This window comes from Candidatus Liberibacter africanus PTSAPSY (assembly GCF_001021085.1).
Taxonomy (GTDB): Bacteria; Pseudomonadota; Alphaproteobacteria; order Rhizobiales; family Rhizobiaceae; genus Liberibacter; species Liberibacter africanus.
The window spans coordinates 210,972-237,793 of record NZ_CP004021.1; the positions used below are offsets into that span (position 1 = coordinate 210,972).

Here is a 26,822-nt window from a genome sequence, read left to right on the forward strand (position 1 = left end):
TTATCGATTGCTCTAACGTTTAATAGCATATCTCAAAAACATAAAGAACCGCAGTATTGTAAAAAGAATATTTTATTCAGATATTGTTGAGTTAATATCCAATAAGATCTTTGTTGACCAACTCATATTGCGAAGAAACATCCAAGGAGAATTTCACAACCTTCAAATATTTATAAAACACCCATTATCTTGCCTAAACTCTACTAGAGCGGGATAGTTTATCTTTTTCATAATCTTCAAAATTACCCTCAAACCACTCAACATGGCCATTTCCTTCAAAAGCCAAAATATGTGTTGCCAAACGATCTAAAAACATACGATCATGACTAATAATAACAGCACACCCTGCAAAATTTTCTAATGCATCTTCAAGAGCAGATAATGTTTCTGTATCTAAATCATTTGTAGGCTCATCAAGCAAAATGACATTTCCGCCACTTTTAAGAATTTTTGCCAAATGAACACGACCTCTTTGGCCACCAGAAAGAGATCCAATAAGTTGCTGTTGATCCCCGCCTTTAAAATTAAAAGAACCACAATAAGCGCGCGAATTTACATCATGTCCGTTGAGTTTGATTATATCAGCTCCGCCTGAAATCTCTTCCCAAACCGTTTTTTCGGCATTCAAAGAATCTCTGCTTTGATCAATATAACTCAAACATACTGTATCTCCGATATTTATCGTACCAGAATCGGGAACCTCCTCTCCTATCAACATACGGAATAAAGTGGTCTTTCCCGCTCCATTAGCACCAATAACACCTACAATCCCTCCAGGAGGCAACTTAAAGGAAAGATTATCAATTAATCGACAATCATTATAAGACTTAGAGATATTTGTAGCTTCAATCACAACATTACCCAAACGCTTCCCTACAGGAATAATAATCTGAGCATTACCAGGATGACGCTGCAAAGAAGATTCCACTAATTCTTCATAAGAACGAATACGAGATTTAGATTTAGATTGCCTTGCTTTAGGAGAAGAAACAATCCATTCTCGCTCACGCTCTATTGCTTTTTGACGGGAAATTTCTTCACGATTTTCCTGCGCCATACGCTTAGCTTTTCCATGCAAATATGCAGAATAATTTCCCTGATAAGGAATTCCTTTCCCACGATCAACTTCCAAAATCCAATTTGTCACATTATCTAAAAAATATCGATCATGGGTAACCATCAAAACAGCACCAGAATATTCTCGTAAATATTTTTCCATCCACGCAATAGTTTCTGCATCGAGATGATTAGTTGGTTCATCGAGCAACAAAAGATCTGGACGAGAAAGCAATAACCTACAAAGCGCCACACGTCTCTTCTCTCCTCCAGAAAGCGAAACAACATCTGCTGCGCCATCAGGACAATGAAGCGATTCTATCGCCATTTGCACCTCAGTATCAAGATCCCATAACCCTTTGGTATCAATAATATCTTGTAATACAGCAACCTCTTCTGCTGTATCTTCAGAATAGTTCATCATTAATGCGTTATAACGGTCAAGGATTTCTTGTTTCTTAGCAACACCCTCTACAATATTTTCTCGTACGGTTTTAGAATAATCCAACTGTGGTTCCTGTGGCAAATAACCAACTGTAAAACCATCTGCCAACCAAGCATCACCACTATATTCTTTATCAATGCCAGCCATAATCCGTAAAATAGTTGACTTCCCAGCACCATTAGGACCAAGAATACCTATTTTTGCATCTGGATAAAAGGAAAGATTAATGCCATCTAAAATTTTTTTGGCCCCAAAAACCTTACTAAGACCTTCCATATGATAAATAAACTTACGCGCCATAAAAAATACCCTTACTTTTTAATTGAGTTTTAGGTCAACTATGCTACTAAATCAACGACTGATGAATTGGTTTTTTACCAAAATAGTATATCTTGGCATTTATAGAAGAATAGGATCAAAATTGCATGTCACGGAAAATAGTTTTAACCGAAGAAACAAATATAAGCAAGATTTCTTACTCATGCAACCAAACACATAAAATACCTCGTGCTATTATACTCATTTGCCAAAGCATAGAAGAGAACCCTGAAGACTACAATGCTTTCTGTGAATATCTTTCAGAAGAAAATATAGCTTATTATATTTATAGTTACCGTAATACCATAAACAAAGATCCTAATATATCCTATGGGCATCTTGGTGAAAGAAGAGATTCCACAATCTTACAAGATGTAATGAAATTGCGTACATTGATTTCAGATAATCACGGCAATGCACCTGTACTCCTCTTCGGATATTCCCTTGGCACAATTATCGCTTTATCGACGCTCATTAATTATCCACAAAAATTCTCTGGTATTGCACTATGGAATCTTGATATGTTTTTTGAAAAATACAGCTGCATTTTGATGACATTATTCTTAAAAATGGAAAAGTTTTTCAAGAGGATCAGATACCCCAAGCAAATTAATGCACAATTTAACAAGCAATCTGTGGAATAGAAACAATGAAAATTGGAAATGTTTTCTTCAATATTCGTCTCTAAAAAGCAATGACCAAAATAAAGTATTCAATCCCCAGAACATACCGATATCAGTATGGATGGAATTGATGTCAATGGCCACCGATATCAATACCCAAGGATCTTTCAATCCACTATCCAGATTCACACCTTTCTACCTTATTGGAGGAGGAAACGCCCATTCTGACATTGAAGATTATTCTCAAACATATAAATTAGCCAATAGACTGCAAAACGAAAAATTTCATGACACGTCCTTGATAAGTTTACCTTCAGTACAATCTGACGATCTATGCATACCACATGCGCCCCAAGCAATTAGAAAGTTGCGCAATTGGATAGTGAATTCATACATACCAAAAGTAACACCCCTCATATCTCAAAATAAAAAATGAATATGGTATCCTCAAAAACAAAAAACATTCCCGTTTTGATACAGTTTTCTCCTGAAAAAAATCTTTGTCTATAGCTTATTGCGAAAATAAGATCCTAAAATATCAACTCTTCTAAAAGCCTCTATAATTTTCACAGTTTTCTCATATTCAAATTGTTATGCAATATAAAATATTGGCAAAATTATCGTAATAAATCCCCAAAATAACAAATAAAATGTATAAAATGGTTATTTTTAAGTTGACCATTGGAATGGATACGCATATTGTCTTTGCACGAAGGTTTATTCCATAATAATCTTTGAGAGCGCGTAGCTCAGTCGGTAGAGCGGTCGGCTTTTAACCGGTAGGTCCTGGGTTCGAGCCCCAGCGCGCTCACCAATGCATAATAATTAAAGACCATAAAATTTTCTACTTTTATGATTCAATGTTAAATTACCAAGATAAATGATACGCGGATTATTAAAAAATAATTTTCTTATAGATATTTTTGGATGATGCGCAGAGAAACCTTCTACATATAAAAAGACTTATCTCATGCGTTCATAACTTCAAAATTCATAATATCTCGGCAATTTTAGCCCGTATATAGCAGTGAACAATCAACCATTCTCTCGAATGGTCCTGCTCTTTTGACGTTCCCAATCACGCTTCTTCTCAGCCTCACGTTTATCATAATTTTTCTTACCTTGAGCAAGAGCAAGAGCAATTTTCGCAATCCCTTTTACATTAAAATAAATTTTCATTGGAACAATAGTCATACCATCGCGACGCACAGCTGCGTGCAAACGACGTATCTCTTTTTTACAAAGCAAAAGCTTCCGATTTCTACGAGGATAATGATTAAAACGATTAGCTTGTAAATATTCTGGAATATAAGTATTTGTTAGCCAAATTTCATCATTTTCAAAAGTAGCATAAGAATCAGCAATATTAACCTTCGATACCCGCAGAGACTTAACCTCGGTTCCCGTTAACACAATACCAGCTTCAAATGAGCGAACAATATGATAATTATATCGAGCCCTTCTATTTTCAGATATCACTCTTTTAGAAGAATCACTACGAAATTTATAACTCATACCCACCCCCAACATCATCTCATAAAGAGCCATTCCTTGCAATAAAGTAGATTCTGGAATGAAATCATTCAATACATTGTCCCGCCCACTCAAGGGCTTGATCAATAGCAATCATAGTCTCTTTTTCAAGAATTGATACCATAGGTGACCGCACTATCAAAGACATGTTTCTTCCTAAACGGGATAGAGCATATTTTACACAACACATGGAAGGCTCTATAAACAGTGCTCGATGAAGAGGCATAAGTTTATCTTGATATTCAAGAGCTTGACGATAATCTCCTTGAATCGTCGCTTTTTGGAATGCAGCACAAAGCCTTGGCACAACATTGGCCGTAACAGAAATACACCCAACACCTCCGTGAGCATTAAATCCCAAAGCCGAAGAATCCTCTCCTGACAATTGAATAAAATCTCTCCCACAAGAAAGACGTTGTTCTGATACCAAGTCAATTCTGCCTGTAGCATCCTTGACTCCCACCACATTAGGATAAGTTTTTGATAACTGCGCCATCGTCTCAACATCCATTTCAATAACTGTACGGCTTGGATTATTATAGACATAAATAGGCAATTTTACCTTAGTCGCTATTTCCCCAAAATGGGCCAATAGTCCTTTTTTATTAGGTTTATTATAATAAGGAATGACAACCAACAATGCATCAGCTCCGACTTTTTGAGCATATTGAGCTAATTCAATTGATTCACTAGTATTATTAGAGCCAACTCCAGCCATCACAGGCACACGACCTGCCGCCGTTTTAACGCACAATTCAATAATTCGACAATGTTCTTCATGCGATAATGTCGAAGACTCTCCCGTAGTACCAGCAGGGACAAGACCTCTAGATCCCTCAGATATTTGCCATTCAATATGCTCTATAAAAGCATTTTCATCAATTGAATTATCTTTTGTAAACGGCGTAATCAATGCAGGAATAGACTCACCAAATAACATATAAAACTCCAGAATATCTGAAAATGCCAAAAGCAACAAAAAATGGCATCACATATAAAATACACGTAACAAAACCAACCAATACTCCAATATACTAAATATATCAAATGTATCCATATTAAAATAGAATTAATAATATTTATATCTCGTAATGACTACACTATATCTTAAAAATGGAGTTAAAACTATTGACGAATATAGCTCGAAACAAGTATTAATGCAGATAAAAGAAATTTTGGATTGTTCATTCTACCATTTTCCAAAATAACTCTCTGTGAGATGGTCAATACGGACTTAGTATAATAAATAATCTTGAGAGTGAAATCCTTTATGAAAAAAGAGAGTCATCTTTTTCTCGTCGATGGATCTAGTTTTATATATAGAGCCTTTTATGCAACCCCCCCTCTTTCCCGTAAACGAGATGGACTACCTGTTAACGCCATTGCTGGTTTCTGTAATATGCTATGGAAATTATTGCAAAGTTTTCGCAAAGAAAACACAGCATCACATTTTGCTGTTATTTTCGATCATCCTGCTATAACTTTTCGCAATGAACTTTACTCTGATTACAAAGCAAATCGACCTGAAACCCCCGAAACTTTACTGCCACAATTACCTCTTGTACGTCTTGCAACACAAGCATTTGGAATACCTTCTATTGAAATCAAAGGGTTTGAAGCAGATGATATTATCGCAACCTATACACATATCGCCGAAAAACAAGGGTTTTTTGTTACTATAGTTGCTACAGATAAAGACTTAACACAATTAATAAGCCCTACTACTTGTTTATACGACACCCTCAAAGAAGAAAAAATAGACGTTAAACATGTTATTAAAAAATGGGGTGTTGCCCCAGAACAAATGATCTGTTTACAAGCATTAACAGGAGATTCTACCGACAATATTCCTGGAATTCCAGGAATAGGCTATAAGACCGCGGCATCATTGTTGCAAGAATATGGCAATCTTGAAAATATTCTTATCAACGCGAGTAAAATAAAACAAAATAAAAGACGCGAAAACATTATAGAATACGCTGATACAGCGCTCCTTTCCCGCAAACTTGTAACACTACGTACTGACGTGCCAGTAACTATGTCACTAAAAAATCTTATATTACAAGATTGCAATGCCCCTCAACTTATTGCTTTCCTCAAAGCACTCGAATTCACAACACTCACCAAACGTGTTGCTACATTTTTTGATTGTGATGCAAATAATATTGAACCTTCAATTTTAGATATCGATACTCATGAAGGTCAAAAGAGCACTTCAGAAGCAGATAAAAATATCAATGTCAATATAGAAAAAAATCAATTAAAAAGTGATGTAAATCAACCAAAAAAAATGGTTTCAGAACATACTCCTCAAAAATTGTTTTTAGAACGTTTACAATTACTAACCCAATATCCAATAAAAAATGATTTTTATACCAAAATATCGAATATCCAAGACCTGAAAAAATTGGTTCAAATACTAGAAATAGCTGGCTGTGCTTCTTTTAAAATAATTACAGATACAGTTAACGCTTTGCATTCCAAACCTATAGCTTTTGCTTTCAGTATTCTTCACCAAAAAGATAGCACACCATTCGAAATAGAAACCATCTTTGTCGATCTTTCCTTTCCTATATCGCAAAATATCGCACAAAGTACACCTACAGAGCAAAATATATCAATCACAGAAATTTTATCACACTTAAAAAACTTTTTCGAAAATGAACACTTTCTCAAAATAGGTCACAATATCAAATATGATAAATTAGTACTCCATCGTTATGGAATAAACATACAAGGATTTGATGATATTATGCTCATGTCTTATATTTTGGATTCTGGACGATCTTCTCACGATATGGTGAATATCGCAAAAAAATGGCTATCTTATACGCTTGTCCCACGCAAAGAGATCTTGCAATCAGGAAAATCCTTCATATCTACTGATTACATGTCTGATCCACAAATCCAAAAATATGTTATAGAGAGTAGCAGTATTATTTTACAATTATGGTTACTTCTGAGGCCAAAATTAATTGTCGAAAAATTAATCCATGTATACGAGAGATTGGATAAACCAATGATTGATGTTGTATCCAAAATGGAAACAACAGGCATTCAAATAGATCCAGAACTACTTGCAAAAATCTCAGATGAGATATCTAAAAATCTCTTGTCCTTGGAAGAAAAGATATACAATCTTGCCGGAGAAAAATTCAACATCGGCTCTCCTAAACAATTAGGTAATATTTTATTTACAAAACTGAAATTTCCAAGCAAAACAAAAACAAAAACAGGACAATGGAAAACTACAGCTCAAGATCTTGAACAAGTAAACTGTGGCCAAAATACAATAATAGAACATATATTAGAATGGCGCCAACTCGCAAAGATAAAGTCCACATACTCTGATTCTCTTCCAAACCATATTGACAAAAAAACACAACGTGTTCATACTTTTTATTCCCTAGCTTCTACAATGACTGGACGACTTGCTTCCTTAGAGCCTAATCTTCAAAATATTCCTATAAAAACTGATTTAGGGAAAAAAATTCGTAAAGCGTTTATTGCTCCCCGTAACAAAAAAATCATTTCTGCAGATTACAGCCAAATTGAATTACGTATTTTAGCGCATATAGCACAAATAACTCCGTTATATCAATGTTTTCAAGATTCATTAGACATTCATAAAATCGTAGCAGCAGAAATTTTTGGTGTAGAAATAGAACAAGTATCCTCGCAAATGCGACGACAAGCAAAAACTATAAATTTTAGTATCATTTATGGAATTTCACCCTTTAGACTTGCTAATCAGCTTAAAATCACACGTTCTGAAGCTGCCAATTACATTAAACGCTATTTTAATCGTTTCCCCGGCATACATGAATATATTGAAAAAACAAAAAATTTCGTTCGGGAAAATGGATATGTAGAAACTATCTTTGGTCGTCGTATACATTATGAGGAAATAAATTCCCATAAATCATCAATTCGCAATATCAATGAACGAGCAGCTATTAACGCTCCGATTCAAGGATCCGCAGCTGATATTACACGAAGAGCCATGATTTTAGTGCAGAAATCCATCGAACATCATAAACTATCGACCAAGATGTTGTTGCAAATTCACGATGAACTCGTATTCGAAGTTCCAGAAGAAGAAATTACGATCGCTTCTCAAATCATTGTTTGTTCAATGGAAAAAGCCTGTTTACCTAAAATAGATTTGAGAGTTCCATTAAAAGTAAATATAAATGTTTCTGACAATTGGCAAGGAGAAGATTAAAAATACCTCATACCATCAGATTCACTCAATTAAAAATAGTATGCTAATACAACTACTTTCATCACAATATAAACCTTCTCTATGTTTTAACAAAGGAATCATGGCAATACATCTTTTGAATAATATGCTTTGAAATAATAGTTGCATCTACATCTAGATGGTAAACAAACGCTTCTCCCGTACCTATCGTCAATTCAGGGATATTTTCTATTGTTATTTTTTCCAAAACCATAATTAAAGAACGCAAAGAATTTCCATGTGCTGCGACAAGAACTGATTTTCCCTGAAGAATAAGAGGTAATATCGATTGCACATAATAAGGTATAACACGAGCAACTGTATCTCTCAGGCTTTCTCCCCCTGGTGGAGCTATATCATAAGAACGACGCCAAAGGCGCACCTGTTCTTTTCCCCATTCTTTACAAACATCATCTTTGTTCATCCCAGAAAGATGTCCATAATCCCGCTCATTAAGTGAATCATCATAAATGGGGGTAATATACTGTTGATTAATTTCTCGCAAAATTATCTGACAAGTATCTTGAGCTCGTTTTAAAGAAGAACTAAAAGCCGCATCAAACGCTATACCTTGCTCAACAAATTTTTTACCAACATCAATTGCCTCAGTTATTCCAACAGAAGTTAATGGTGGATTACGCAATCCAGTAAAAAGATTTTTGATATTCCACTCACTTTGACCATGTCGTACTAAAACAAGCCTTCTATTCACTTACCTTGTCCTTCTAATCTAAATCTCAAAACATCCCGCATAGAATACAAACCAGAATTTTGAGATTGTGCCCATAATGCCGCAGTCAAAGATCCTCGTGCAAAAATACAACGATCGTATGCGCTATGAGATAAAGTAATAGATTCACCTTCCCCTGCTATAATAACAGAATGCTCTCCAACGATAGATCCAGCGCGCAATGAAGAAATACCAACAGATCCTTCTTTGCGCACCTGTTTTTGTTGATTATGATTTAAGACAATATGATCCGCAAGGTTTTCTTTACGACCATCCGCTATTGCTTCTCCAAGTAATAATGCCGTTCCTGAAGGAGAATCTAATTTATGTCGATGATGCATTTCTAAAATTTCAAAATCCCAATCTTTCCCTGGAAAGTATTCTGCCGCAATTTCAACTAAAAATCTTAAAAAATTTATTCCTAAACTCATATTTCCTGATTTAACAATCCGTACATTTTTAGCAAAAGAAGCAATCATCTCATTTTCTTTAACAGAAAAACCTGTAGTACCAATAATGTGTACAAGATTGCGTTGCGATGAAAGATTTAAAGATTGTAAAGTCAGTGCAGGAGAAGAAAAATCAATAATTCCATCTACAGATTGGAATGCACCTACCAAGTCATCAGAAAACATAACACCCATAGGAGATATGCCGATAACATTTCCTACATCTTGTCCTATAAGCGGAGAATCAGAACGCACGATAACAGAATGTAATATAATAGAAGGATGATTATGGATCTCTTTAATTAAAGCTTTCCCCATACGCCCCCCACCTAAAACACTTACCTTCATGGGCAATTGCTGCATATCCCTTCCTCCTGAACAAGGTTATAAGTCTTTTAAATGTACATATGTCTATCAATCAAGATTTAATCCACCGCCTTTTCACTCCTTCATTGAAAATAAGATTAAAGTGATCTGCCATTTTGATGTAAGAAATCATACCTGAAATTGCAACATTAGGATTGGTTATAACATATGTAGGTATTTTACGCATAAGTTCTTTATGAGGCGCTTTATTTTCAAAAGCCTGTCTAAAACTAGACTTACGCAATAAATCTATAATTTTATAAACAATACCACCAGAAATATATACCCCACCTCTGGCCATAAAAATCAAAGCAAGATCTCCTGCAACACGCCCAAGATATTCACAAAACAAATTAATTGCTTCCAAAGCGATAGGATCATCACTATGAGACACAATATCTTCTGATGATACTACTGTTTTATTTTCGAAGCCATTAGCTTTACAAATAGCCTTATAAATATTGAGAAGCCCTTTACCAGAAAGCAATTTTTCAGCAGACAACCGTCCTTCAGCACGATCTGTTAAATGAGGAAAAATTTCATAATCACGTTTTGAACTAGGACCTATATTCATGTGTCCTCCTTCACAAGAAATTGGAACCCAAGAATTTTTTAAACGTATCACACTTGAAACACCCAATCCTGTTCCAGGACCAACAACCGCTCTAGATGAAAACAAAGAACTACTATCTTCTATAACCCGACCAACAGGAACATAATCAGAAGAAGATAAGGAACAAATAGCTAACGCTTGTGCTTCAAAATCATTGATCAGCAATACGTCTTCAAACTGCATACGCGATATTAGTTCTTCTGGATCAATAATCCACTGATAATTTGTCAGCATAAAACTTTTTTGATCACCAATCGAAGCCGCAATAGCTAGAAAAGCAGAACGTATTCGTATAGAAATTTTACTGTAAATTACTTCTCGTATTGCGTGCTCTAAATTATCATAATCAGCGATCTGTACTGTACAACAAAATTCAAGCTCAGATTGCATATCACGCAATATCGCAAAACGAACATTCGTTCCCCCTATATCGGCTAAAAGAACGGGAAAGGAAATCGGGAAATTTTTACTTGATATATTATTCATATCAAATAACACACTGCAAAATATTACTAAATATCAATTTATTATTGAACTTTAAATTTCTTTGAAACAAAGACATACGTTACCCTTTTACCCTTTTCCATAATTATAGATCCTAAACAATGTTCAGGTACCTAGACTCCTTAAACTCACAGTAATTAACAAATTTCATTCATAAAATTACACTGTCAATGTATATGTAGAAATCGATATGGGAACATATACAAAAAAATTATTTCTGAAAAATTTAAATATACAACATTCAAAAAATGTCCCCATAAACAAACATATAATATTATAATAATAAATGATTTATATTATAATTCTATAAGTATGACCTAAAAAACTGATTATTATTTCTATTGATCACTTGATGAATCTACAAAGAATACTGCTTCAAAATACTCTACACTTTCCTCATTCCAAGTATAGATAAAAAATCATTCATTTATTTTGAAACAAAAAAAACACGCCATGAATTCTGATTTTTCATCCCAAAACACAAAAAAATACAATCTTTAATGGCTACAAAGAAATAATAAGCAACCTCAATCGCCATACCTAAAGAACAAAAATTAAAAATTAATTTCCATACTCACCAATGTAACCAAATAATCATAAAAATCATACAACCTCTCTTATTTTGCTGATTTTCCCTGTTCAATCAATCGATTGATCTTTTGAATAGAAGAATTAAAATCTTCTTTGTAAGAAATGATACCCACGATATTTCCAGAAGTATTAAATAACAAGAGCGCCGTTGTGTGATCAACAAAATATTTTTTTTCTGGATATGATTTCTCTGCTAGAACATTATTAACGTAGATGCGAAAACTCTTTGCTACACTCATAACACTAACAGGATCACCCGATAGTCCGATAATACGATCAGAAAATCGTTTTACAAAATTTTTCATAACGTCTGGAGTATCTCTTTTCGGATCAACCGTAATAAAATATGCGTTTAATAATTCCCCACTTGGATCAACTTTTTTTAGTAAATTATCTAACGTAGATAATGTAGTAGGGCAAACTTCAGAACAATGTGTAAACCCAAAAACAACAATCGACGGCTTTTTATATAAAAAACTAATCGGAAAATCCGCTCCATCTTGCGTGATCAGATGAACATCGGTATTCAATCTTTGATTATCATAAACAAATTTTGAACCAAAAGATAAATATACCCAAGCACTTAGTACTGCAAGGAATATAGTGCCTAAAATTATCAAAAACGTCTTCATACACTTTCCCTATTCTGCGCATTCCACCAATAAAACTTTACAACAAAAAATCAATTGCACACAACCGATCAAACGTAAATAAAATTTATATCAAAACAGATTGTCAATAAAAATAAGAGATTTATCCATTGAAAATGAAAAGTGCATTTTTGATCCAAGATATCATAATTATCACTTTAAAATTTCCAATCTCGCGATTTAAGAACAATAAAATCTCTAAAAGCCTTTAATTTCCCAGTGTTTTTTAATGCATCAGGATAACAAAAATAAACTGCAAAAGATGGCGTAGTAACATCTTTCATAACCCTTACCAAATCTTGATTATCTTTAACAATATAATCTGGCAAAAGAGCTATTCCAGATCCTAAAACACAGCATTGCATAATCGAAAGATAACTATTAATCTGCAGGTAAGAGACCCTTGGTTCCCCCAAAGGACGATCAATAGTCGCTAACCAATTAAAATCCTCCATACACTTGGGGATCAAATCTCCAAAAGTAATTAAATTATGCTTATCTAAATCTTGAATAGATAATGGTTCTCCGCGATTTTTAATATATTGAGGAGAAGCATACGCATGCATGTTAATTGTCACTAATTTACGCTGTATTAAAGCAGGTTGAATTGGTTTCTGCAGGCGAATAGCACAATCAGCATAGTCCATACTAATATCTATATCTTTATTATCCAGAATAAATTGAACTTTAATGTCAGGATGCAACAATAAAAACTCTGTTAAAATACCATGTAATAGATTTTGACCTAAATCTATTGTTGTTGCAATTCGCAATTTTCCAGATGGTTTTTCTGATGATTCCTGTAATTCAATTTGCGCATTTTCTAACTTGCAATAAACCTCAGATGTAACCTGATGCAGTTTAGTCCCCTGTTCTGTTAACGTAAGCCCACGTGCATGACGATAAAAAAGCTTCACGCCCACCTCTGCTTCAAGTCTACTTATATGCCTACTAATAGACGACTGGGAAAGATTCAGTTGTTCTGCCGCCTGGGTAAAGGAAGAAGATCTAGCAACCAAATAAAAAAACCGTAATTTATCCCAATCCAAAGACATAATCTAACGTTTTCAAACACCTATATTATAATCAATGAATGGAAAGGTATTTTTCCGCTTCCAATGCCGCCATACATCCCATAGAAGCAGCGGTAATTGCTTGTCGATAACGTTCATCCGTCACATCACCAGCCGCAAAAACCCCAAGAATACTAGTAACTGTAGAATTAGGCATTGTCCATATATAATTTGTATCTGTCATCTTTAATTGATGACGAAAAATCTTCGTGTTAGGAGTATATCCAATAGCCATAAAGATTCCATTTACATTCCTTTCAAAAAATATATCATCTTTCTTATTATGCAAACGCACCCCCGATACAGATGGGAAAAGTGGAGGTTCTGGAATAGAACCAAGAATATCAACAACTTCCGTATCAAATAAAAAATCAATATTCGGCTGCAAAAATAATCTTTCTTGAAGAATCTTTTCCGATCGCAACGATGAACGACGATGCACCATTGTCACTTGGCGAGCGATTTTAGAAAGATGAAGAGCTTCTTCAGCAGCCGTATTCCCCCCTCCTATAACAAAAACATCCTTATTCTTATAAAAAAAACCATCACAAGTAGCACATGCCGATACACCAAAACCTTGAAATTTTTTTTCACTTTCCAATCCAAGCCATTTTGCTTTAGAACCTGTCGCAACAATCAAAGAATCAGCATACCAAATATCAGATGATTTAGTTTCTATAACAAAGGGACGACGATTCAGATCTACTGACACCACTGAATCTTTAACAATATTCGATCCGAAATTTTCAGCTTGAAGGCGCATTTGTTCCATCAACCAATCCCCTCGGATAGGAGCCGCAAACCCTGGGTAATTTTCAATGCTTTCGGTTATCATTAGCTGACCACCAACATCTAATCCAGATATAATCGTTGGTTTCAACATAGAACGTGCAGCATAGATAGCCGCAGTGTATCCAGCAGGACCTGAACCAATAATTAATACTCTAGAATCATACGAAGCCATAAAATCAAAATCCCTGCATCAAAAAAAACCACACCGAGCAACTGACAAATAGCCCCCCGTATGAAATTATGTTATCTACAACAAATAAGGAAAAACATTTCATAATATATTTTTCAAAGATATCCAATTAAAACTCATAAAAACAACAAATCTTACGTCTAAAACCATAAAATATTTTATACCAATAAAACGAAACCATTTTCTCATTCTTTGCAAGAATAGTTTCAATGTTTCCATCAAATATATCAAAAAATAATTCTTCACTTCACTCTAAATTGGAACTAGGCAAAGGTATACTGCTTTGCAATTTTATCCCATCTACTGGTAGAGCACCTCCTTCTGAAGAAATTTCTTTATTATCCGAAAGAAAATTAGATTTTTGAGATAATGGGGGATTTTCTTCTGTTATAACAATAGATTCTAATGAGGAGCTGTTTTTATTTTTTTCATCAGAAATATGTGAAGTTTCTTGCGAAGAAATCCCTTCTATATTACTTTTCTCATCCTGAACTTTCTGATCTTTATCTTGATTTGATGTCTGAAGATCAACTGGTTTTTCTTGTGAATCTATAAGCTTCGTCTGTTTAGGAAATGATGGTTTTTTCCCAGAAAAACGATCATATACTTCATGGACTTTATCGAAAAAAGTATCATTTTCCCCTTCTGATAAATTAGGCACAACCTTCAAAGGATCCTTACTCGCATTAACAACACGCGGACCTCCGCTAGAAAAATCTATCTCTCGATGCAATTGCAAAAACCAATAAACACCACACCCTACTACAATCAAGATATATCCCATCAACCAAAATATTTTATTCTGTGCCGAATCTTTTGTGACATCACTATCACTATTGAGAGTTGGCGGAACTGATTTAAAATCATCTTCCAACACACCAACAGAATCCTCTGAAGAAGCAACTATCTTCTCGTGATGCGTATCATTTGCTAAAACTTGATCTTTATTAAGAAAAGATTCCCGCTCTACACTTGCAGAATTATCCTTGAAAAAAAAGCTCTTGCCTCTTTCTTCGGATAACGCATAATTATCTTGACCAAGAGAATCATGCACATTTTTAATCAAGATTTTCTCTTCTTCAAGCAATAAAGAGGATGACACAAAACCACCTAATTCTCTAGGATGCTCTTCAAACCTCACAATTTTTGTAAGATCAAAAACCAAATCTTTATCTTTAGATTTTTCCACATCAGAAGAATGTTTTTTCTGATGCACAAGATCATCAAGAAACACCTCAGGACTTGATTTTTCATCAGAATTACTACTGATAGACAATAATTCTTTTTCGATATCCTCAAAATCTAAACCAAGATCATCATCAAGGACAGAATCATTCTTCTCTATCTTTTTTGAAGGGTTATTCAACAATAAATCACAATCACCTGTTTGCAATTTTTCTGAAGATTTAATGTCCAAAGATGGGATATTATTTTTTAATTTCGAAGAAACAGCATGAGGAAAAGTTCCTTCTCCTTTAGGGACAAAAGATATAATATTTTCACAATCTACCGCAGAGTTGAGAGAATCAATATCGTTGTTTTTATTCGTTAGTTGACTATTAAAAAATTTTTCTTTTCCATCAGGGTGAATAGCGTGGATTTGATCATTTTTATCAAAATAATTCCCTAAATCATCATCCAAACCACGCACAATTTCCAAATCATACTCTGATGAATTTATATGAGGTTTAGATCGCGAAGATTCATCAACAACTGATGTTTCTTTTGAAATAACTTTAGACGGAAATGATTGCTCTTCTACATTATCATCCAATAATTTCTCCTGTGCATTAGCAAGAGAAGATATCGCAGGATTTTTCACGTAATAACGATCATCATCAGATTTAGCAGATATACGATGCGCCGGCGAAGGATCAAAACATTCCGCCTTATTATAAGAAGAAAATTTCCCTTTTTCTACATTACCTAGGGAAAGAAGCAATTCCCGTTCTAGCCCATCAAAAAAAAAATCATCTTTTAAAAAAGAATTTGTTAATTTTTGCGCATACTTTTCAATGGAAGAATTAACCGAAGAAAGAGGAGAAGGAAATTGTCCCGCTTGAAGGGGAGCACCTCTTTTATGAGAAAATTCTTTCTTATTTTCCATACCTTTTCCTATCTAACTGTACATCTATTCCACAACAAAGAATCGCCTTTTATATTCAACTCATTTCATGGGGAGATTCAACCCCTATAATATTAAGACCAGAATTAATAATAGAGGCAACAGCATAAACTAACTGCAATCTCATCATGGTTAACTCTTTATTGTTTTCTTGTATAAACTTTAACTTTGGATTTTCTTTTCCATGGTTCCAATGACCATGAAAAATACTAGCTAGATCATACAAATAAAAAGCAAGCTTGTGAGGTTCTTGAAAAGAAGTAGCATGCTCAACAACACGAGGATATTCTGCAAGATGTACAATTAATTGTAATTCACTCGCATCAAATTCAAATTCAAATTCTTTAGGTATTTTTTTTCTTGGAAACAAATCAAAGTCAAGATCAGGGAAAACATCTCTCGCCTGCCTAAAGATAGATCTACATCGTGCATAAGCATACTGCACGTAAAACACAGGATTTTCCTTTGATTGTTCCTTAACTTTACAAAAATCAAAATCCAATAATTCTGAATTTTTCCTCCACAACATCATAAAACGTACTGGGTCACACCCTACTTCATCAACAACGTACCGTAAAGTTATAAAATCTCCTGCACGTTTTGACATTTTAATAGGCATACCATCCCTATAAAGTCTAACTAATTCACATAACAGCACATTAATATTTGCTTTTTTTTCTGAAACGGCAGCGGCTACTGCTTCAAGGCGTTTTACATACCCGCTATGATCAGATCCCATTACGTACACAATCTCATCAAAACCGCGTTTATATTTGCAGTTAAAATAAGCAAGATCCGCAGCAAAATAAGTATAAGATCCATCTAATTTAAGTAAGGGACGATCAACATCATCTCCAACCACTGTTGAACGAAATAGCAATTGTTTACGATCTATTTCACATTTTTGAGTTTTTTTTGATTTAGGTAGAGGAAGCGTTCCCTGATATATATATCCTTGAAGGGCTAGCTTATCAATGATCTCCTGTATAGGAGAGGGGTCACCTTGATGAAAATCATTCTCTGAAACAAAGAGGTCATGGTGTATATTGAGAGCTTTTAAATCATCTTTAATGAGAAGCATCATTGCCTGCACAGAATAATCCTTGATGATTGCTAACCATTTTTCCTCAGGAAAATCCAAAAGCTTTGAACCATACTTATCTACTAATTCTTGCCCCACATGTTTTAAATAATCACCTGGATAAAACCCTTCTGGAATCTCAGAATCATGGTTATAAAGAGCCTGTTGATAACGCCAATATGCAGAGCGAGCTAATGTATCAATTTGCACGCCTGCATCGTTAATATAATATTCCCTCGTTACTTCATAACCAGAAAATGCCATGAGGTTAGCAATCGTATCTCCTACAACAGCACAACGACAATGCCCAACATGCATTGGACCCGTTGGATTAGCCGAAACATATTCGATGTTAACTTTTCTATTTGCACCAATTAAATTACGACCATATTTTATTCCATCAACAACAATAGAATAAATAATGTTTCTTAAATAAGAAGAAGACAAGTATAAATTTATAAATCCTTTCCCCGCAATAGACACGGATGCTACATCAGGATCCATCTTTATACGAGAAACAATTAAGTCAGCTATAGTAATCGGATCAAGACCAAGAGGACGACTCAAAATCATCGCAGCATTAGTAGATAAATGACCATGCGCACAATCGCGAGGACGTTCAACAACAATCCGATCTAAAATTTTCTTTTCTACTTTTGTTTTAGAATCAATACATTGAATATAATTTCTCAAACGAACACTAAAATCCGTGAAGAGATACATCACCACACTCCCGCTAGATAACAAATATTTACTGTCTTACGTATTCAATAAAAATCAGAATAGCACCCTGCAAAATCAGGAATATAACCAAATAAAACATGGTGTTCATGTATCGCATAACCATCTGTCATTCCCACAAGGTAATCCGCAATGTGTCGTGCTTTCACAGAATCATCCATATTTTTTTCACATTCCAGTTGATCGTAACCCCTCATTTTCAATGGATCTGACATATATGCAAAAAAAAGATTTCGAATGATATTCGCTATCTGATTAGAACCATTTATAATGCTAGGATGACGATATACATATTTCCGGAGCATAGACTTAATCTCATTATCTACTATAGCCATCTCATCGGAAAAAGATACAATTCTATAATTGGCAGAACGAATATCCTTAATTGAAACAGGTTTTAAAAGCGCTATTCTATTTTGCGATACCGTTATTACATCTTCAACCATAGAAGTAATTTGCCGTCTTACAAGCTCATGAACCAAACGTTTTTCATCTAAATTGCCATAAATATCATGTAATGATGCAATATGTTTTTGCAAAAATGCCACTTCCCCCAACATATCAAAGGTCAATAACCCTGAACGAACACCATCATCTATATCATGTGCATCATATGCAATATCATCAGCAATAGCCGCAACTTGTCCTTCAAGACTGGAAAAATTTGCAAGATCCAAACCATGCGCATGATAATGCTCATAAAATATCTTTGGAGCAATATCTCTCTTTACGGATCCTTGTTGTAAAAACGGACCGTTGTGTCCTAACAATCCCTCTAAGGTTTCCCAAGTGAGATTGATACCATCAAAATCTGCATAACTATGTTCTAATTCTGTTACAATACGCAAAGACTGCATGTTATGCTCAAAACCACCATACGAAGAAAGAAGTTCCTGCAAAATACTTTCTCCGATATGACCAAAAGGAGGATGACCCAAATCATGCGCTAACGCTATTGCTTCAGCTAGATCTTCATCAATCTTGAGTGCACGTGCCAAAGACCTGGATATTTGTGATACTTCAATCGTATGCATTAAACGAGTACGATAATGATCCCTTTGTCTTTTAAAAAAAACTTGTGTCTTATCTTTCAATCGCCTAAATGCTGTAGTATGAATTACGCGATCACGATCTCTTTGAAATTCAGAACGGGTTCTACTTTTGGGCTCTGTATAAATTCTTCCCAAACTATGTATAGGATCTGCGGCATACACAGCTTTTTTTTGATAACCAAATCCTAATTTACGTGCTATTACCACCTTTAATGTCCTTACTTTACTCCTAATATTATAAAATCAATATTGCATGTATATATTATATAAAACATACTACCATAATGAAGTAATATGTTAGAGGAAGATAACAGTGCCTATGATAAAGATTACCGATGCAGCTGCCATGCAAATTAAACATATTTTGGAATCCAACAGCGATAAAAAAGCTCTCCGCATTGCCATAAATGGCGGAGGATGCTCCGGTTTTTCGTATAAATTTGACTTAGAATCCGAACGATACGACGACGACGTTGTATTTGAGAAAGATGGAGCTCAAATCTTTATAGACAAAAAATCACTCCCATATCTTATCAATTCAGAAGTTGATTTTGTAGATAATTTTTTAAGTAAATCTTTTCAAATACGCAATCCTAATGCCAAAAGTAACTGTGGATGCGGAACAAGTTTTTCTATATAAAAAGGAAATCCCCGTGAGCTTAGTAACAATAGCCACTTGGAATGTCAATAGCATCCGAGCTCGCATACATAATCTAACCGCATGGATTAAAGAAAATGATCCAGATATTATATGCCTCCAAGAAACGAAAACCGAAAATAAAACATTCCCTTTTGATGACTTGGAATCCTTCAATTATCATATCGAAGCCCGTGGGCAAAAATCCTACAACGGAGTAGCTATTTTATCAAAATATAACCCTATAGAAGTTGTAACCGATCTCCCTGGAGGGGATTTTGACGATCAAGCACGCTTTATAGAAGCAACTTTCACGATTAATTCCCAAATATTACGTATAGGAAATCTATACGTCCCCAATGGAAATCCTATCACTTCCACCAAATATAATACCAAAATATCATGGATCAAGAGCTTTTTACAATTCGCATCCCAACGCCTTACATTGGAAGAACCTCTCATCTTTGCGGGAGACTACAATATTATCCCTCAACCCCGTGATTGCTATAATCCAACAATATGGCAAAACGATGCATGCTTTACATTGGAAGTACGGCAATATTTTCAAAAGTTACAAAACATCGGATTCACAGATGCAATACGCGCTACACATGATGCAAATAACCTTTATTCTTTTTGGGACTATTATCCAGAATCTTGGGCGAAGAACAAGGGAATACGCATTGATCACATAATGCTTTCTCCAGAAGCAGCTTCTTTGCTCCATTCATCTCAAATAGATACAAAACCACGTGGATGCGTAAAACCATCAGATCACACACCCGTCATAGTATCGTTAGATATCCCTGAATAGAATAAAAACAACCAAGCATATCTCAAAATATGAAACGCAATCGATATTAAAGAAAAAATATTGCCATACCTCAATTTTAAAAAAGCACAAAAAACTTTATGCAAGCACACCAAAAACAAATCAAATTATGAAAATTTTATGAAGATTGCTTGTTTATAAACCATTGTAAATATGTAGTAAAAAATCTTCCGATTTATAGCGTTCCCTTTATCTTCCGAAGATGTCAAGTTCAATCTCTATGAAATTATTTAACCATCTAGAAAACTTCTTAATTTCTTTGAACGACTAGGATGTTTCAACTTACGAATTGCTTTTGCCTCAATCTGACGAATACGCTCACGGGTAACGCAAAACTGTTTCCCCACTTCTTCTAGAGTATGATCTGTATTCATACCTATACCAAAACGCATGCGCAATACTCTTTCTTCACGTGGAGTCAAGGAGGCAAGAACACGTGTAGTCGTTTCACGCAAATTAGCTCGGATAGCAGAATCCACAGGAGATACTGCATTTTTATCTTCTATAAAATCTCCAAGATGAGAAGTGTCTTCATCACCTATTGGCGTTTCTAGAGAGATCGGCTCTTTGGTAATCTTTAAAACTTTACGCACTCTTTCCAAAGGCATTGCTAGTTTTTTAGCTATTTCATCAGGAGTAGGCTCACGTTTGATTGTATTTGACATCCTACGCGCTGTCCGAACAACCTTATTGATCGTTTCAAGCATATGAACGGGGATCCTAATCGTGCGTGATTGATCTGCAATAGCACGCCCAGCCGATTGTTTCAGCCACCATATCGCATATGTTGAAAACTTATATCCCAAAGACCAATCAAATTTTTCTACAGCTTTCATCAAACCAATATTACACTCTTGAATAAGATCCAAGAATTGCAATCCACGATTGGTATATTTTTTGGCAACAGAAATAACAAGACGCAAATTAGCTTCCACCATTTCCTTTTTAGCAATACTTGTTTCACACGCTCCCTTACGCACCATTGAAACAATATGTCGGAATTCAGAAATTGATATCCCTGTTGCAGAAGAAATATCTTTAATTTCATTTCCAATTCTAAGGATGGAATCCATTTCACAAGCAATAAAATCTTTCCACCCCTCTTCAGGTAAATCTTTCGCAAAATCTACCCATTTAGAATCTAATTCGCATCCTTGGCATCGTTCTAAGAAAACATCTCGTTTAACTCCATGAGATTGAGCTAATCGTAATAACTCACCTTCATGGTGCGTTATTCGCTTCGAAATATCGTATAGTTGCTCAACCAACAAATCAATACGACTTTGATTCAACGAAAGAGACCCCACCAATTCAACTAATTTATCTTTTAATACTTTGTATTTGGCATAGGATTTATCATCTCTTAAACCGTTTGTCGCATTATCTTGGAGCAAACGCAATTCCCGATAAGATTCAGCAATTTCATTAAGCGTACACATCACCTTAGGTCGTAGCTGATCTTCCATCGCAGCAAGAGTCTGATGAGTCGAATCATCTTCGTCTTCATCTAAATTTCTGTCCTCATTCTCTGGGAATGAATTGGCATTATCCCCTTCACTATCATCTTTAGATTTTTTTTCAGCGCCGTCGATATTCTCTTCTTTTCCCTGATTTCCTTCCTCCTGCTTCTGATAAGAATTTTCTCCCCTACCATAAAAAGCAGATCCTTTTGACCCTGGCCCGATACATGCTTCTAAATCTATAATCTCACGTAAAAGAGTAGTACCCTCATTTAACTCATCACGCCAAATTATAAGGGCTTGGAAAGTAAGAGGACTTTCACACAGACTCGCCATCATCATAGCGCGACCTGCTTCAATTCTTTTGGCTATAGCAATTTCACCTTCACGTGACAATAATTCTATAGAACCCATCTCACGCAAATACATCCGAACTGGATCATCGGTACTTCGATCAGTTGAATCTTTTCGTTTTTGAACGAGCACAGACGTATTGCCAGAATCAGTCACAAGATCAAGAGAGTCCTCAGATTCTTCTTCATATTCTAAATCATCATCGCCATCAACCACATTAACTCCTATATTGGAAAACATGGATATCACTTCTTCAATTTGATCAGAATTAGATTCTAAAGAAGGCAATGCCGTACTTAATTCCTCTATAGTCACATGACCACGCTGCTTAGCAAGTTTGACCATTTTTTTCCACGAATCATCTGAACAATAAAAAAATAAAGCATCATCAGAATTTTCATATTCATTATCAGAGATTTTATCTCTCTTCTTTGACATTGTCATCACTTTTACCTTGTCCTCATAATCAAGATCTACTATTACTTAGCAAAATAAAATACAAAAAAACATATTTCACACCATTGCTTTTGAATTGCAATCAAAAAAAACAACTAAGCGAACTAAAAAACATTTTAACCAACAATAAAACCAGTATTCTACATAAAAATTACACCTACAATCCCTTTTGCAAACAACAAATCATCTGCATATCAAATTCATAAAAAGAAAAATTCCACTTAATTGTGAAAGAATAATGCGTTATCTTATCTGCAAAATATATATCAAAAAAATATAACACTATTATCAATCCATTTAATTTATTGTCAAAGAGACAAAACAAAGTTTTTTTGCCTATTGACATCGTATTGTTTCATCATTGTCATACAATCTCATAAAGAAGAAATATGAATTTCTTATCAAAACTAAGGTAATGATATGCTTGTTTGTAAAAAAATGCGCCATGTTGCAATGTCTGGACACGGAAATTCAGATGTTATGTTTCTTACCGAATCACCAATTCCTAAACCTCAAGGAGAAGAAATTCTCATTAAAGTTGATGCAATTGGCGTCAATAGACCTGATATCATGCAACGCAAAGGATTATATCCCCCTCCTAAAAATGCTACACCGATATTAGGACTGGAAGTCGCAGGAACAATCGTAGCTCTCGGGAAAAGAGCTATGACTTGGAATATAGGAGATAAAGTATGCGCCTTAGTAAATGGAGGCGGATATGCTAAATATTGCCTCTCTCATCAAGGACACGCCCTTCCCATTCCAAAGGGTTATAATGCAATACAAGCCGCTTGTCTACCTGAAGCTTTTTTTACAGTATGGGCCAATCTCTTCCAAACAGCTAAACTACGAAGTGGTCAAACAATTTTGATTCACGGGGGATCAAGTGGTATCGGTACTACGGCAATCCAGTTAGCAGCATATTTTGGTGCCACAGTATATACAACAGCTCAATCAGAAGAAAAATGTCTCGCTTGCTTAAAACTTGGAGCTAAATATGCGATCAACTACTTGAAAGAAGATTTTTTGGAAATACTACAAAAAGAAACTAACGGCAAAGGCATAGATGTTATACTAGACATGATTGGCGCACAATATTTAAACAAACACCTCAATCTGCTCGCCAAGCAAGGACAACTCATCATCATCTCTTTTTTAGGAGGAAATATTGCAAAAGAACTCGACCTAACCCCTATTATATCTAAGAGACTCACGATTACAGGATCTACCTTACGTCGCCAAAGTGATGCAACAAAACAAAGCATTCGTGACTCGTTAAAATTAAAAGTGTGGCCCATCTTAAATAGTCACAAAATTGCTCCCGTAATACACACCACATTGCCATTAGACGAAGTGATTACAGCGCATAATATTATGGAAGAATCCAAACATATTGGGAAAATTGTATTATTGCCGTAAATTAATTATAGTACATTTCAATACAAATTATAATATAAATCGACAATATTTATCGATAACATATAAAATAATATTTTGTAATTACGTGATAATTATAGCTGTTTAAAATGATAGCAGGAAAAATTAAACGTGAATTGCAAAATGAAATTCAAAAAAAATTTTTTATCATCAAAAAACGGCAACGTGGCAGTGCTAACAGCGCTCATAATCCCAATTATTATCGCCATAATATACATAACGGTAACATTTGCACAAGCTTTTACGGAAGAATCTACCATAGCATCTGCCAGCGAAGAAGCTTTAGACCATGGAATAGCTTTGTTCTGTTCTGATGAGATTGAACCAAATGATACTGTAAAAAACATATTAAATGATTTAGTAACAATCCTGTCAAAAAATAATTTTGACACCAATGAAATTGCTCAAATTAAAAAAGACTCTTCCGTTAAAATCATACCTATAAAGGATCCATCAAAAAAAGAGAAATATGTTTTTGAATTACATGTATCTTATCATATGCCGCTAAGTAAGATCCAAAAAATTTTAGCTCCTAACAAGGAGAATATGAATATAGAAATTGTTGCAGACAAGATAGCTAATTGTCCGCATAACTCAATGGTCATGTTACAGTTTGATCCTCAAAACACAGATTATGCCGACAATAAGCACGACTTTATTGATGCAATCAATTCAACTCTGGATCATAAAAATATTATACTCGCAATGATCTCCGGAACATTCACGGAAATGGGAACATCGAAGCAGACAAAACTATCTCACGAAATCTATGATAAATTAAAATTCCCTTTTTTCAGAGGAATAGGAAGGGAAGAGTATATCGATAATCTTGGAAAATGCTCCGATTATGTCATATTCAACTTCAGTGACAATTCATGCGCTTTCAATGCAATCAACGACATCTCCTGGAGCATTGAATTTTATTATAAACGCAAGGAATATAATAAAAACAATATTTCTGAATTCAGCTATGATACAATAAGAAAGACAAAAGGCGTGTTTGTCAAAACACACTTAATTCAAGGATCTCAAGCTTATTCATGGGACATAGATAATGTCCATTTCATTCAATTGAACAATAGCCTATTTAATGGATCTATTTTTTCAGACACTTCGCTAGATTCATTCGAGGTTAATATCAATCCACTCATTAATGATAATGGAAATATTTCCCAATGGCTTATAAAAGACGCATCCAAAGCTTCCAAAAGAAGCAAATATATCGTTCTCTGCACGAATAATCTCATGACAAATAAAGACGCCCAGATGCGTGCATTCCAAAAATTTTTAGCAGATTACCATATATCAACAATATTCGAAAACACATCATATGAATCATATGAATCAACAATGAAAGACTCCTCTGGAAGAACAGTGAAAATATACAATATAGTAGATGCTAATAAACAACAATTTCTCGTTTTGGACTTTACTCCTCATCATATTTATGTGACAAATTATTTAGTAAATAAATACAATAATCAAGCTTCCCCTTACCGCAAAATGTCGCCAATTTACATACCTCCAACGCAATAATAAATTGTTATAATTTCAACAAATTGTGGAGATGAAATTTTATGAAAAAATAACAATTCACTCATAAAGTGATTCTGGTTAAAATCCATAACAATGAGATTGATAACCATTTATCTCTCAAGAACATTACAAGAAACCTATACTCAATATTGAGTTTCGTTTACCACATCTGCTTCTACAATATTGTGTATTATTAATTATTCTGTTATTGATCTTGCCTTATATTATGCATGCAAATTTTTTAGGATATTGACAAAATTACAATAGATAAATCTCTTATACGTGGAAAATGATAGTAATTTTATAGCCGTGATGCCCAACACGTTATTGACTGATGAATAAGTATTGGATATCAATACAATAAGGTTATGTTTCTAGATAATGCTCTCTCTATCTAGAAGGATATTGATGGAGAGCAAAATGATGTATTCCACCGTTGGAAGGTATAACAGAAGGAAATCGTTGTGATGATGCCAAGCTTCTTTCAAAAATCGAGTGAAGTGGAAAAGAAATGGGTATTAATTGATGCCAAAGGATTGATTGTTGGAAGACTAGCTTCTCAAATAGCTCTCCGTTTGCGGGGGAAAAACAAACCTACATACACCCCGAGCGTTGATGACGGGGATAATGTCGTGATCATCAATGCATCTAAGGTGGCCTTTTCAGGACAGAAATATGATAAGAAAGTCTATTATCGTCATACTGGATATCCAGGAGGCATTAAGAAGGCAACCGCCAGGGAAATACTTGAAGGATCTTCTCCTGTTAATGTTTTTAAGAAAGCGGTCTCTAGGATGCTACCACGTGGACCTCTTGCAAGGAAGCAAATGAAGAATTTACATATCTATGCGGAAGATCATCATCCACATGAAGCACAAAAACCAGTGTTCGTGGATGTAGCAAAGATGAATCCCAAAAATTCTAGGAGAACTTAA

21 protein-coding genes and 1 tRNA gene are annotated in these 26,822 nt (G+C 34.7%); 8 read left to right on the forward strand and 14 right to left on the reverse strand.

Translation table 11 applies throughout. The features are described from left to right. Positions 1-193: 193 nt before the first annotated feature. The gene (gene ettA, locus G293_RS00975; protein WP_047263916.1) at positions 194-1,801 is read right to left on the reverse strand and encodes an energy-dependent translational throttle protein EttA; all 1,608 of its coding nucleotides are present in this window, start codon (positions 1,799-1,801) and stop codon (positions 194-196) included. Positions 1,802-1,926: 125 nt separating this feature from the next. On the opposite strand from ettA, the gene G293_RS05900 reads away from it, so the two are divergent. Beyond that, entirely contained in the window at positions 1,927-2,463 is a 537-nt protein-coding gene (locus G293_RS05900) for a serine aminopeptidase domain-containing protein (protein WP_244464420.1), read from the forward strand. A gap of 27 nt (positions 2,464-2,490) precedes the next feature. Here the strand turns inward: G293_RS05900 and G293_RS05905 are convergent, their stop codons facing one another. After that, positions 2,491-2,631 carry a hypothetical protein gene (locus G293_RS05905; RefSeq protein WP_244464421.1) on the reverse strand — a complete coding sequence of 47 codons (141 nt, stop codon included), beginning with the start codon at positions 2,629-2,631 and terminating at the stop codon, positions 2,491-2,493. 549 nt (positions 2,632-3,180) lie between these two features. Here G293_RS05905 and G293_RS00985 point away from each other — a divergent pair. Then, positions 3,181-3,256, forward strand: a tRNA-Lys gene (locus G293_RS00985). Between the two features lie 221 nt (positions 3,257-3,477). Here the strand turns inward: G293_RS00985 and smpB are convergent. Further along, on the reverse strand, positions 3,478-3,957 hold the full coding sequence (gene smpB / locus G293_RS00990) for an SsrA-binding protein SmpB (RefSeq protein ID WP_047264651.1): 480 nt from the start codon (positions 3,955-3,957) through the stop codon (positions 3,478-3,480). A 64-nt stretch (positions 3,958-4,021) separates the two neighbouring features. Then, positions 4,022-4,915, reverse strand: coding sequence for a 4-hydroxy-tetrahydrodipicolinate synthase (gene dapA / locus G293_RS00995; RefSeq protein ID WP_047263917.1), 894 nt, complete (start codon positions 4,913-4,915; stop codon positions 4,022-4,024). A gap of 330 nt (positions 4,916-5,245) precedes the next feature. Between dapA and polA the strand changes: the two genes are divergently transcribed. Continuing rightward, entirely contained in the window at positions 5,246-8,200 is a 2,955-nt protein-coding gene (gene polA / locus G293_RS01000; protein ID WP_047263918.1) for a DNA polymerase I, read from the forward strand. 79 nt (positions 8,201-8,279) lie between these two features. On the opposite strand, the gene G293_RS01005 is transcribed toward polA, so the two are convergent. The 9 genes from G293_RS01005 to G293_RS01045 all read right to left on the reverse strand — a co-directional run bounded on the left by G293_RS01005 (position 8,280) and on the right by G293_RS01045 (position 19,382). After that, positions 8,280-8,930 (reverse strand): 2,3-bisphosphoglycerate-dependent phosphoglycerate mutase, encoded by a 651-nt coding sequence (locus tag G293_RS01005; protein WP_047263919.1) that lies wholly within the window; start codon positions 8,928-8,930, stop codon positions 8,280-8,282. Continuing rightward, positions 8,927-9,760 carry a 4-hydroxy-tetrahydrodipicolinate reductase gene (dapB, locus tag G293_RS01010; RefSeq protein WP_047263920.1) on the reverse strand — a complete coding sequence of 278 codons (834 nt, stop codon included), beginning with the start codon at positions 9,758-9,760 and terminating at the stop codon, positions 8,927-8,929. Before dapB ends, G293_RS01005 begins: the two co-directional genes overlap by 4 nt. A 55-nt stretch (positions 9,761-9,815) precedes the next feature. Further along, positions 9,816-10,862, reverse strand: a complete 1,047-nt coding sequence (locus G293_RS01015) for a glucokinase (RefSeq protein ID WP_047263921.1) — start codon at positions 10,860-10,862, stop codon at positions 9,816-9,818. Between the two features lie 635 nt (positions 10,863-11,497). Then, positions 11,498-12,103, reverse strand: a complete 606-nt coding sequence (locus G293_RS01020) for an SCO family protein (RefSeq protein WP_047263922.1) — start codon at positions 12,101-12,103, stop codon at positions 11,498-11,500. A 176-nt stretch (positions 12,104-12,279) separates the two neighbouring features. Next, positions 12,280-13,176 (reverse strand): LysR family transcriptional regulator, encoded by an 897-nt coding sequence (locus G293_RS01025; protein WP_047263923.1) that lies wholly within the window; start codon positions 13,174-13,176, stop codon positions 12,280-12,282. 31 nt (positions 13,177-13,207) lie between these two features. After that, entirely contained in the window at positions 13,208-14,158 is a 951-nt protein-coding gene (gene trxB, locus G293_RS01030) for a thioredoxin-disulfide reductase (protein WP_047263924.1), read from the reverse strand. A 265-nt stretch (positions 14,159-14,423) separates the two neighbouring features. Beyond that, positions 14,424-16,283, reverse strand: a complete 1,860-nt coding sequence (locus G293_RS01035; protein ID WP_047263925.1) for a hypothetical protein — start codon at positions 16,281-16,283, stop codon at positions 14,424-14,426. Positions 16,284-16,338: 55 nt separating this feature from the next. Further along, positions 16,339-18,105 (reverse strand): arginine--tRNA ligase, encoded by a 1,767-nt coding sequence (gene argS / locus G293_RS01040; protein WP_047263926.1) that lies wholly within the window; start codon positions 18,103-18,105, stop codon positions 16,339-16,341. Between the two features lie 44 nt (positions 18,106-18,149). Next, positions 18,150-19,382, reverse strand: coding sequence for a deoxyguanosinetriphosphate triphosphohydrolase (locus G293_RS01045; RefSeq protein ID WP_047263927.1), 1,233 nt, complete (start codon positions 19,380-19,382; stop codon positions 18,150-18,152). A gap of 112 nt (positions 19,383-19,494) precedes the next feature. Between G293_RS01045 and G293_RS01050 the strand changes: the two genes are divergently transcribed. Both G293_RS01050 and xth read left to right on the forward strand, forming a co-directional pair. Continuing rightward, entirely contained in the window at positions 19,495-19,815 is a 321-nt protein-coding gene (locus tag G293_RS01050; RefSeq protein ID WP_047264652.1) for a HesB/IscA family protein, read from the forward strand. Positions 19,816-19,828: 13 nt separating this feature from the next. Beyond that, on the forward strand, positions 19,829-20,626 hold the full coding sequence (gene xth / locus G293_RS01055; RefSeq protein ID WP_047263928.1) for an exodeoxyribonuclease III: 798 nt from the start codon (positions 19,829-19,831) through the stop codon (positions 20,624-20,626). 248 nt (positions 20,627-20,874) lie between these two features. Here xth and rpoD read toward each other — a convergent pair whose 3' ends face one another. Next, entirely contained in the window at positions 20,875-22,902 is a 2,028-nt protein-coding gene (gene rpoD, locus G293_RS01060; protein WP_047263929.1) for an RNA polymerase sigma factor RpoD, read from the reverse strand. Between the two features lie 432 nt (positions 22,903-23,334). Between rpoD and G293_RS01070 the strand changes: the two genes are divergently transcribed. The 3 genes from G293_RS01070 (at position 23,335) to rplM (ending at position 26,822) form a co-directional block, all read left to right on the forward strand. Beyond that, a complete protein-coding gene (locus tag G293_RS01070) occupies positions 23,335-24,333 on the forward strand; it encodes an NAD(P)H-quinone oxidoreductase (RefSeq protein WP_047263931.1) in 999 nt (332 codons plus the stop codon). Between the two features lie 141 nt (positions 24,334-24,474). Beyond that, on the forward strand, positions 24,475-25,887 hold the full coding sequence (locus tag G293_RS01075; protein WP_047263932.1) for a hypothetical protein: 1,413 nt from the start codon (positions 24,475-24,477) through the stop codon (positions 25,885-25,887). Positions 25,888-26,357: 470 nt separating this feature from the next. Next, positions 26,358-26,822: a 50S ribosomal protein L13 gene (rplM, locus tag G293_RS01080; protein ID WP_047264653.1), complete on the forward strand. Its 465-nt coding sequence runs from the start codon at positions 26,358-26,360 to the stop codon at positions 26,820-26,822.

Excerpts from the sequence above, each read along its gene's own strand:
- ettA (WP_047263916.1), bottom strand. The coding sequence starts at position 1,801 with ATGGCGCGTAAGTTTATTTATCATATGGAAGGTCTTAGTAAGGTTTTT.
- G293_RS05900 (WP_244464420.1), top strand. The coding sequence starts at position 1,927 with ATGTCACGGAAAATAGTTTTAACCGAAGAAACAAATATAAGCAAGATT.
- smpB (WP_047264651.1), bottom strand. The coding sequence starts at position 3,957 with ATGAGTTATAAATTTCGTAGTGATTCTTCTAAAAGAGTGATATCTGAA.
- dapA (WP_047263917.1), bottom strand. The coding sequence starts at position 4,915 with ATGTTATTTGGTGAGTCTATTCCTGCATTGATTACGCCGTTTACAAAA.
- polA (WP_047263918.1), top strand. The coding sequence starts at position 5,246 with ATGAAAAAAGAGAGTCATCTTTTTCTCGTCGATGGATCTAGTTTTATA.
- dapB (WP_047263920.1), bottom strand. The coding sequence starts at position 9,760 with ATGCAGCAATTGCCCATGAAGGTAAGTGTTTTAGGTGGGGGGCGTATG.
- G293_RS01015 (WP_047263921.1), bottom strand. The coding sequence starts at position 10,862 with ATGAATAATATATCAAGTAAAAATTTCCCGATTTCCTTTCCCGTTCTT.
- G293_RS01020 (WP_047263922.1), bottom strand. The coding sequence starts at position 12,103 with ATGAAGACGTTTTTGATAATTTTAGGCACTATATTCCTTGCAGTACTA.
- G293_RS01025 (WP_047263923.1), bottom strand. The coding sequence starts at position 13,176 with ATGTCTTTGGATTGGGATAAATTACGGTTTTTTTATTTGGTTGCTAGA.
- trxB (WP_047263924.1), bottom strand. The coding sequence starts at position 14,158 with ATGGCTTCGTATGATTCTAGAGTATTAATTATTGGTTCAGGTCCTGCT.
- G293_RS01035 (WP_047263925.1), bottom strand. The coding sequence starts at position 16,283 with ATGGAAAATAAGAAAGAATTTTCTCATAAAAGAGGTGCTCCCCTTCAA.
- argS (WP_047263926.1), bottom strand. The coding sequence starts at position 18,105 with ATGTATCTCTTCACGGATTTTAGTGTTCGTTTGAGAAATTATATTCAA.
- G293_RS01050 (WP_047264652.1), top strand. The coding sequence starts at position 19,495 with ATGATAAAGATTACCGATGCAGCTGCCATGCAAATTAAACATATTTTG.
- rpoD (WP_047263929.1), bottom strand. The coding sequence starts at position 22,902 with ATGACAATGTCAAAGAAGAGAGATAAAATCTCTGATAATGAATATGAA.
- G293_RS01070 (WP_047263931.1), top strand. The coding sequence starts at position 23,335 with ATGCTTGTTTGTAAAAAAATGCGCCATGTTGCAATGTCTGGACACGGA.
- G293_RS01075 (WP_047263932.1), top strand. The coding sequence starts at position 24,475 with ATGAAATTCAAAAAAAATTTTTTATCATCAAAAAACGGCAACGTGGCA.
- rplM (WP_047264653.1), top strand. The coding sequence starts at position 26,358 with ATGCCAAGCTTCTTTCAAAAATCGAGTGAAGTGGAAAAGAAATGGGTA.